We start from the raw sequence: 7,682 nt of genomic DNA on the forward strand, positions 1-7,682 counted from the left end.
GGTCGACGTCGCGATGATCCGCCGCATCGCCGATGCGATCGGAAAGGCCCAGGGACACACGCCGATCATCGCCTGCGACAACACGCTGCTCGGGCCGGTGTTTCAGCGGCCGATCGAGCACGGCGCCGACCTCTCGCTGTACTCGCTGACGAAGTATGTCGGCGGTCATTCCGACCTGATCGCGGGCGCCGCGCTCGGCTCGAAGGCGATCATGAAGGGCATCAAGGCGCTGCGCGGCGCCATCGGCACCCAGCTCGATCCGCATTCCTGCTGGATGATCAACCGCTCGCTCGAGACGCTGAGCCTGCGGATGGAAAAAGCCGATGCGAATGCGCGGCTCGTCGCGGACTACCTGCGCGATCATGACAAGGTGGCGAAGGTCCACTATCTCGGTCACCATGAAGAGGCCTCGCCGGCCGGACGCGTGTTCGCAAGGCAGTGCCTGGGGGCGGGCTCCACGTTCTCGTTCGACATCGTCGGCGGCAAGGAAGCCGCGGTCAAATTCCTCAATGCGCTGCAAATCMTCAAGCTCGCGGTGAGCCTCGGCGGCACCGAGTCGCTTGCCAGCCTGCCTGCGACGATGACCCATTCCGGCGTTCCCGCCGACATCCGCCAGAAAATCGGCGTTCTCGATTCCACGATCCGGCTGTCGATCGGCATCGAAAATCCGTCGGATTTGATCGCGGATCTCGCGCAGGCGCTGAGTGCGGCTTAGGCTCCCGGCTGTTGATTTCAAATGCTTCTCTCGAATCGAAAAGGCCGGGCGCCCCCCAGCACCCGGCCTTCGCCGACGAAGCCGCCGTTAAAGCTTACTTCGTCACCTGACCGCGGATCTCGCCGCCCGGATTGGCCGCGGTGTGAATGTTGACGTAGAGCTTGCCGGCCAGCAGATCGGCGGCCTGCGCGTCGGTCAGGGTTGCAGAGCCCTCGACCGGGCTCGACGCCGCATTCGGGATCGCGACCGCGACGCCGGCGTTCTTGCCGGCCTCGGCGGGCCCGTGGAAATGAGCGGCGGTGGCGGGGCCGGAGAGGCCCGAATAGGTCACCTTCCAGGAGAGCTTCTTGCTCGCGGCGTCATAGTCCAGGTCGGCCGTTCCAGTGGCGCTGCTGGTGGTGGCGGGCACTTCGGACTTGCCATCCAGCGTCGCCTTCAGTTTCTCCGCGCTGGCCGGGGCGGCGAACGCGACGGCAGCTCCGAGTGCCAGCGTGGCAAAAAGTGCTTTGTTCATGGGTCTCTCCCTGTTGACGCCTGATTGCTATGAACCTGCAAACAGTGCGCGTCCGAGTTTATTCCCGGAACGGGATCAAACCATCTAAATTATTCGTGGCTGGAGCGGCCGCCGCCGAATCCGTAAGTTCGCCTGATCTCCACGGGATATATCGATGCTGCGACGAACAATTCTTGTCATGCTGATGGCCGCCGTTGCAGGCTTCGGCGTCTATTGGTGGCTGACGGCGCCGGCTGCATCGGCCGTGCCGTTGCCATCCCGCGCGCCGGATCTTGCGAACGGGCAGGAGATCTTCAACGTCGGCGGCTGCTCATCCTGCCATGCCGTGCCCAACCAGCCCGACCGCTTGCGGCTCGGCGGGGGCCTGGCGCTCGGCTCGCCATTCGGCACGTTCTATGCGCCCAACATTTCCCCCGATCCCGCCGACGGCATCGGGCGCTGGAGCGAGGCCGATTTCGTCAGCGCCGTGATGCGCGGCGTGTCGCCCGAGGGCAAGCACTACTTCCCGGCATTTCCCTACACGTCCTACCGTCTGGCGAGGGTCGAGGACGTTCGCGATCTCTTCGCCTACCTGAAGACGCTGCCGCCGGTGTCCGGCAAAGTGCGCGACCACGACCTGCCGTTTCCGTTCAACATCCGCCGCAATGTCGGCATCTGGAAATCGCTGTTCATGGATGGCAAGCCGTTCGTCGCGGATGCGACGCACTCGCCGCAATGGAATCGCGGCGCCTATCTCGTCAACGGCTTCGGCCATTGCGCGGAGTGTCATAGCCCGCGCAATCTGCTCGGCGGCATCATCACCGCACAGCGCTTTGCCGGCGGGCCCAATCCGGAAGGCGAGGGGTGGGTTCCGAACATCACGCAAAAGGGCATCGGCGAATGGAGCGCGAAGGATATCGCCAACCTCCTGAAGACGGGCGAATTGCCCGAGGGCGACAGCGTCGGCGGCGCGATGACACGTGTGATCAAGAACACCTCGCAATTGTCGGACGAGGACATCGCGGCGATGGCGGATTACGTCAAGTCGTTGCCGCCGGTGGACGGTCCGCCGCGCCCGAAACGCAAGGAGGGTGGCGCGTAAGGCCGGTCCTTCCCCCGATTGGCACGCAGGGATCGCGCCAGCATCCTTTGCTTGCGTCAATTCCGGGCAGCTAGCCCGTGCCGAACGCCTTGAAGGTGATGATGGTGAGCGTGTCCTGGATGCCGGGCAGCACCTGCACCTTCTCGTTGACGAAGTGGCCGATGTCGGTGTCCTTGTCGAGGTAGAACTTCACCAGCAAATCGTATTGGCCGGCGGTGGAGTAGATCTCGGAGGCGATCTCGGCTTCGGCAAGCGCGTTGGCGACCGTGTAGGACTGGCCGAGCTTGCATTTGATCTGGACGAAAAAAGGTACCATTGCAGTCACTCCGAAGGCATATCTGACGGCTAATAGGCCAAAACCGGCCGGGCTTGGCAAGCGAACTTGCTGGGCGCCCGGGAGAGATCGCCTCGCGCGGGTGCCGGTCCTGCCCTATGAGATCAGGGCCGCCGCGGCGAATGCGTCCCGGAGCCGCTGCGCAAGCTCGATCTTGCGATAGGGCTTGGTCAGAAGGATCGATTGCGTGCGCGCTCGGCCCTGCTCGACCAGGGTCTCCAGCGCGTAGCCCGAGGTGAACAGGACCGGGAGACCGGGGCGAATGAGCCGGGCCTGATCGGCGAGCTCCCAGCCGCTCATGCCTCCGGGCATCACGATATCGGTGAACAGCATGTCGATGCTGGGATCGGTGCGCAGTCGCTGCAGGGCCTCTTTGCCGTTGACGGCCGCAATCACGCGATAGCCAAGCGATTCCACCCTGCGGATGGCCGAGGAGCGCACGAACGGATCGTCCTCCGCGATCAGGATCGTCTCGTAGCCTCGCGGCGCCGCCTCCTCGCTCTCCTGCACGTCGGCCACCGATTGTCCGGCACCGGCGCGCGGCAGGTAGAGCCGGACCGTCGTCCCAAGGCCCTGCTCGCTATAGATCGCGACATGGCCGTCGGATTGCTTGGCGAAGCCATAGACCATGCTGAGGCCGAGGCCCGAGCCCTTGCCGACTTCCTTGGTGGTGAAGAACGGCTCGAAAGCATGCTCGATGACGTCAGGCGTCATGCCTTCGCCGTCATCGGTGACGGAGATCAGGGCGTAGCTGCCGGAGGCCACTTCCGGGTGAAGCGCGCGATAGTCGTCGTCGATCGCGGCGAGCTCGGTGCTCAGGGTGAGATGCCCGCCCGCCGGCATGGCGTCCTGCGCGTTGAGCGCGAGATTGAGGACTGCGGATTCGAGCTGGGCGCGGTCGGCGAAGGCCATGATGGAGCCGGGACCGAACGCCGTCCCGATCTCGATGTTTTCGCGCAAGGTACGCTTGAGCAGCTTGTGCATGGACTCGAGGAGGTCGCGGCACTCGATCGCGCGCGGTTGCAGCAATTGGCGGCGGCTGAACGCGAGCAGCCGCTGCGTCAGCTCCGCGCCCCGCTCGCCCGACAGGCAGATATCGTCGGCAAAACGCCTGAGGTCGGGACGGGCCTTGAGCTGGTCGCTGAGAAATTCCGCGTTGCCGATGATGACGGTGAGCAGATTGTTGAAGTCGTGGGCGATGCCGCCGGAGAGCTGGCCGACCGTTTCCATCTTCTGCGCCTGCTGAAGCTGCTGCTCGGTCAGCTTGCGCGTGGTCAGGTCGTGGACGATTCCGACGTAGATCAGCTCGCCGTCCTGCCACGCCTGGCCCACCGACAGATTCATCGGAAAGGTCGATCCGTCCTTGCGCAGGCCGCCGGCTTCCCCGGTTGCGAAGCGCCGCGCATGCCCCGTGGATGAGGGCCTCGCCTCGCTGGACATCAGCATGCCGATGTCGCGGTTCATGACCTCGTCGGCGCGATAGCCGAACAACCGTTCGCAGGCGGGATTGAACAGCAGAATGTGGGCTTGCGCGTCGAACAGGATGACGCCGTCGACCGCGGTCTCGACCACGGCGGTGAGGCGCGTCATGCTCTCGCGCAGCGCGCGCTGGGCTTCACGGACCTGTCCGAGCAGCTGGGCTGCATCCCGGCTCTTGGTCTCCTCCACCTCAAGCGCGGCCTGGACCTGCCGGAACTCGAACGCCGAGGGGATCGTCAGGATCTTCGGCAGCAGCGGCCAGAGCGCACCGGCGGTGAAGACAGATGCAATGGCCGTCGCCGCCTTGACCATGCCCTCGATGCCGTAGACCGGGACCCAGAGCGTGTAGATCGACAGCAGATGCGTCAGGCCGCACGCCATGATGAAGATCGCGAACGCCCAGTAGACCCACCCGAACTTGAGGTCGCGCCGCTTGGTGACGAGGATCGCGAGCGCAAACGGGATCGAGAAATAGGCTGCGGCGATGCAGGCGTCCGAGACGACGTGCAGCCAGATCAGTTCGGGCTCCCAGAGCAGGCAGATCCCGTGTGGCGAGAACATCGAGGAGTCGAGGAGACGTTCGAAGAAGGCCCACATGGTTCCACCCCGAGAGGCTAGCAGGTCGGGTCGGCCCGCAGCATTGGTGCCGTTGGACGGCTCTGCCGCCCAAGGTCTCACTCATCGATGGTGGAGGCCAAGGGCCGAGGCCGTGTCGGGCCGTATATTGCAGCATGTGCCTGATTCGGGGCGACAATGCTGGCAGGATCGGCTCCGCCTGACCGCCTGGGCCCGGATCGGCGGTGCCGCAAATCACCGCTGCCGCGGCCGGCCCCGCTTGCTGGCGTTCCATGGTCGCGCTAGGACAGGCCATGGCGGTGTTCCTCTCAAACGACTGTTTCCGGCGATGACGACGCCCGTGGCGCTCACCATTGCCGGCTCCGACTCGAGCGGCGGCGCCGGCATCCAGGCGGATCTCAAGACCTTCGCGGCGCTCGGCGTCTACGGCGCCTCCGCGATCACGGCGCTGACGGCGCAGAACACGCGCGGTGTCACCGGCATTCACGCGGTGCCGGCTGATTTCGTCACTGCGCAGATCGATGCGGTGTTCTCCGATCTCGACGTCGGCGCGGTGAAGATCGGCATGGTGGCCCAGGCCGCCAGCATCGATGCGATCGCGGCCGCACTGGCGCGCTGGAAGCCGCGCCATGTGGTGCTCGATCCCGTGATGGTCGCAACGTCAGGCGATCGCTTGCTGGCGTCCGAAGCCGTGGAAGCCCTGCGCACACGACTGATGCCGCTGGCCTCGGTGATCACGCCGAACCTGCCGGAGGCGGCGGCTCTGCTCGGCGAGCAGGTGGCGGCCAGCGAGGCCGGGATCGAAAGCCAGGGGCGGCGCCTGCTGGCGCTCGACTGCCGTGCCGTCCTGATCAAGGGCGGGCACGGCGAGGGTGCCGAGAGCATCGACTATCTTGTCACGTCCGAAAGCACGATCGCGCTCGCTGCGCCCCGCGTTGCCACCCGAAACACCCATGGCACCGGCTGCTCGCTGTCCTCGGCCGTGGCGGCGGGTCTTGCCAGGGGCGAGACGCTCGAACAGGCGGTGCGCAACGCCAAGGCCTGGATCAGCGCCGCGATTGCGGCTGCTGACCGCTTCAGCGTCGGCCACGGCCACGGGCCGATCCATCATTTCCACAAGTTCTACTGACGCCGGCTTCGAGCTGCGCGCCGGCCCCCGCCGTTAACCAATAAGGCGACGGGGCCGGGCTTTTGCGGACAGCCATGGCCGCTTCATGTCGCCTGATTGTCGCATGCGACTGATATTCGCGRGGAGGGCGAGGCGAGGTTTGATTCGTATCTGAGGTGCCTCAAAGGTTCAATCGGTCATCCCCCTGTCACGGGATATTGTTACAGGCTGTCGCATGGGAAGCTACGATGTGAGTGACGAGAGCCCTGAAAGGCGCTTTCGCACCTTGTTTATCTCCGACGTTCATCTCGGAGCCCGCGGTTCACAAGCCGACCTTCTGCTCGACTTCCTGCGCTACCATGACGCCGAGACGATCTACCTCGTCGGCGACATCGTCGACGGCTGGGCGCTGAAATCGAGCTGGCACTGGCCGCAATCGCATAACGACCTCGTCCAGAAGCTTTTGCGCAAGGCGCGCAAGGGCGCCAAGGTGATCTACATCCCCGGCAATCACGACGAGTTCCTGCGCAATTATTACGGCACGCATTTCGGCGGTATCGACGTGGTCGAGAACACCGTCCACACCGGCGTGGACGGCAAGCGCTATCTCGTCATCCACGGCGACATCTTCGACCTCGTGGTGCAGAACGCGCGCTGGCTCGCCCATCTCGGCGACAAGGCCTACGACTTCGCGATCCAGATGAATCGCTTCGTCAACTTCTTCCGGCGCATGTTCAAGGTGCCCTATTGGTCGCTGTCGCAATGGGCCAAGCAGAAGGTCAAGAACGCCGTCAACTATATCGGCGCGTTCGAGCAGGCGCTCGCCGCCGAAGCGCGCCGTCACGACGCCGACGGCGTGATCTGCGGCCACATCCACTATGCCGTGATCCGCGACGAGGCCGGCATTCGCTACATGAATTGCGGCGACTGGGTGGAGAGCTGCACCGCGCTGGTCGAGCACGACGACGGCCATTTCGAGATCATCACCTGGGCGGATCAGGCGCAGAAGCCGGCAGCCGTGCCGCAGGTCGCAGCAAGGGCCGCTTGATGCGCATCCTGGTCGCGACCGACGCCTGGCACCCGCAAGTCAACGGTGTGGTTCGGACGCTGACCAAGCTTGCTGACGCCGCCCAAGGGCTTAACGTTGAAGGTCTTGGCGTCGAGTTCACGTTCCTGACGCCGCAATCGTTCCGCACCTTCGCGATGCCGAGCTATCGCGACGTGCGGCTCGCGATGCCGCGCCCGGCGCGAATCGCGAAGCTGATCGAGGAAGCCCGGCCCGACAGCATCCATATCGCGACCGAAGGGCCGATCGGCCTGATGGTCCGCCGCTATTGCCGACAGCGCAAGCTGCCGTTCACGACCAGCTTCCACACCCGCTTCCCCGAATATGTCCGCGCCAGGGTGCCGGTTCCGGAATCCCTGATCTGGCGGGCGCTGCGCCGCTTCCATGCGCCGAGCCGTGCCGTGATGGCGGCGACCCCGGCGCTCGCCCGCGAGCTGACCGAGCGCGGCTTTGACAATGTCGTGCTGTGGCCGCGCGGCGTCGACACGCACTTATTCCATCCCCGCGCGATCGATCTCTGCTTGCCGGCCCCGGTGTTCCTCTCGGTCGGCCGCGTCGCGGTGGAAAAGAATCTCGAGGCGTTCCTCGACCTCAAGCTGCCGGGCACCAAGGTGGTCGTCGGCGACGGCCCGGCGCGGGCTTCGCTCGAAGAGGCCTATCCCGACGCGATCTTCCTCGGCGAGAAGCACGGCGAGGCGCTGGCGGACATCTATGCGGCCGCCGACGTGTTCGTGTTTCCCAGCAAGACCGATACCTTCGGCCTGGTGCTGCTGGAAGCGCTCGCAAGCGGCCTGCCGGTCGCGGCCTTC

At 65.2% G+C, this 7,682-nt stretch carries 8 protein-coding genes; 5 read left to right on the plus strand and 3 right to left on the minus strand.

Annotated elements, in window-relative coordinates; translation table 11 throughout:
* Nucleotides 1–715, plus strand: a 715-nt coding sequence (locus AC1D00_RS17485; protein WP_477011520.1) for a PLP-dependent transferase, incomplete at its 5' end; no start/stop codon positions are given.
* Between the two features lie 94 nt (nt 716–809).
* Here AC1D00_RS17485 and AC1D00_RS17490 read toward each other — a convergent pair.
* Nucleotides 810–1,229 carry a CHRD domain-containing protein gene (locus AC1D00_RS17490; RefSeq protein ID WP_135174648.1) on the minus strand — a complete coding sequence of 140 codons (420 nt, stop codon included), beginning with the start codon at nt 1,227–1,229 and terminating at the stop codon, nt 810–812.
* Between the two features lie 154 nt (nt 1,230–1,383).
* Here AC1D00_RS17490 and AC1D00_RS17495 point away from each other — a divergent pair, with 154 nt between their 5' ends.
* Entirely contained in the window at nt 1,384–2,310 is a 927-nt protein-coding gene (locus tag AC1D00_RS17495) for a c-type cytochrome (protein WP_477011521.1), read from the plus strand.
* 70 nt (nt 2,311–2,380) lie between these two features.
* Here the strand turns inward: AC1D00_RS17495 and AC1D00_RS17500 are convergent, their stop codons facing one another.
* Both AC1D00_RS17500 and AC1D00_RS17505 read right to left on the minus strand, forming a co-directional pair.
* Nucleotides 2,381–2,626 (minus strand): Lrp/AsnC ligand binding domain-containing protein, encoded by a 246-nt coding sequence (locus AC1D00_RS17500; protein ID WP_027545146.1) that lies wholly within the window; start codon nt 2,624–2,626, stop codon nt 2,381–2,383.
* 114 nt (nt 2,627–2,740) lie between these two features.
* Nucleotides 2,741–4,720 (minus strand): PAS domain S-box protein, encoded by a 1,980-nt coding sequence (locus AC1D00_RS17505; RefSeq protein ID WP_477011522.1) that lies wholly within the window; start codon nt 4,718–4,720, stop codon nt 2,741–2,743.
* A 307-nt stretch (nt 4,721–5,027) separates the two neighbouring features.
* On the opposite strand from AC1D00_RS17505, the gene thiD reads away from it, so the two are divergent.
* From thiD to AC1D00_RS17520, 3 genes are all read left to right on the plus strand, one after another.
* Nucleotides 5,028–5,828 (plus strand): bifunctional hydroxymethylpyrimidine kinase/phosphomethylpyrimidine kinase, encoded by an 801-nt coding sequence (gene thiD / locus AC1D00_RS17510; RefSeq protein WP_477011523.1) that lies wholly within the window; start codon nt 5,028–5,030, stop codon nt 5,826–5,828.
* A 214-nt stretch (nt 5,829–6,042) separates the two neighbouring features.
* Complete coding sequence (locus AC1D00_RS17515; protein ID WP_011088645.1) at nt 6,043–6,855, plus strand: UDP-2,3-diacylglucosamine diphosphatase; 813 nt, start codon at nt 6,043–6,045, stop codon at nt 6,853–6,855.
* Nucleotides 6,855–7,682: glycosyltransferase family 4 protein (locus AC1D00_RS17520; protein WP_477011524.1), on the plus strand; the 828-nt coding region annotated here is incomplete at its 3' end. The genes AC1D00_RS17515 and AC1D00_RS17520, both read left to right, overlap by 1 nt.

It is taken from the genome of Bradyrhizobium sp. P2_E8 (assembly GCF_056403875.1).

Excerpts from the sequence above, each read along its gene's own strand:
- AC1D00_RS17490 (WP_135174648.1), bottom strand. The coding sequence starts at position 1,229 with ATGAACAAAGCACTTTTTGCCACGCTGGCACTCGGAGCTGCCGTCGCG.
- AC1D00_RS17495 (WP_477011521.1), top strand. The coding sequence starts at position 1,384 with ATGCTGCGACGAACAATTCTTGTCATGCTGATGGCCGCCGTTGCAGGC.
- AC1D00_RS17500 (WP_027545146.1), bottom strand. The coding sequence starts at position 2,626 with ATGGTACCTTTTTTCGTCCAGATCAAATGCAAGCTCGGCCAGTCCTAC.
- AC1D00_RS17505 (WP_477011522.1), bottom strand. The coding sequence starts at position 4,720 with ATGTGGGCCTTCTTCGAACGTCTCCTCGACTCCTCGATGTTCTCGCCA.
- thiD (WP_477011523.1), top strand. The coding sequence starts at position 5,028 with ATGACGACGCCCGTGGCGCTCACCATTGCCGGCTCCGACTCGAGCGGC.
- AC1D00_RS17515 (WP_011088645.1), top strand. The coding sequence starts at position 6,043 with ATGGGAAGCTACGATGTGAGTGACGAGAGCCCTGAAAGGCGCTTTCGC.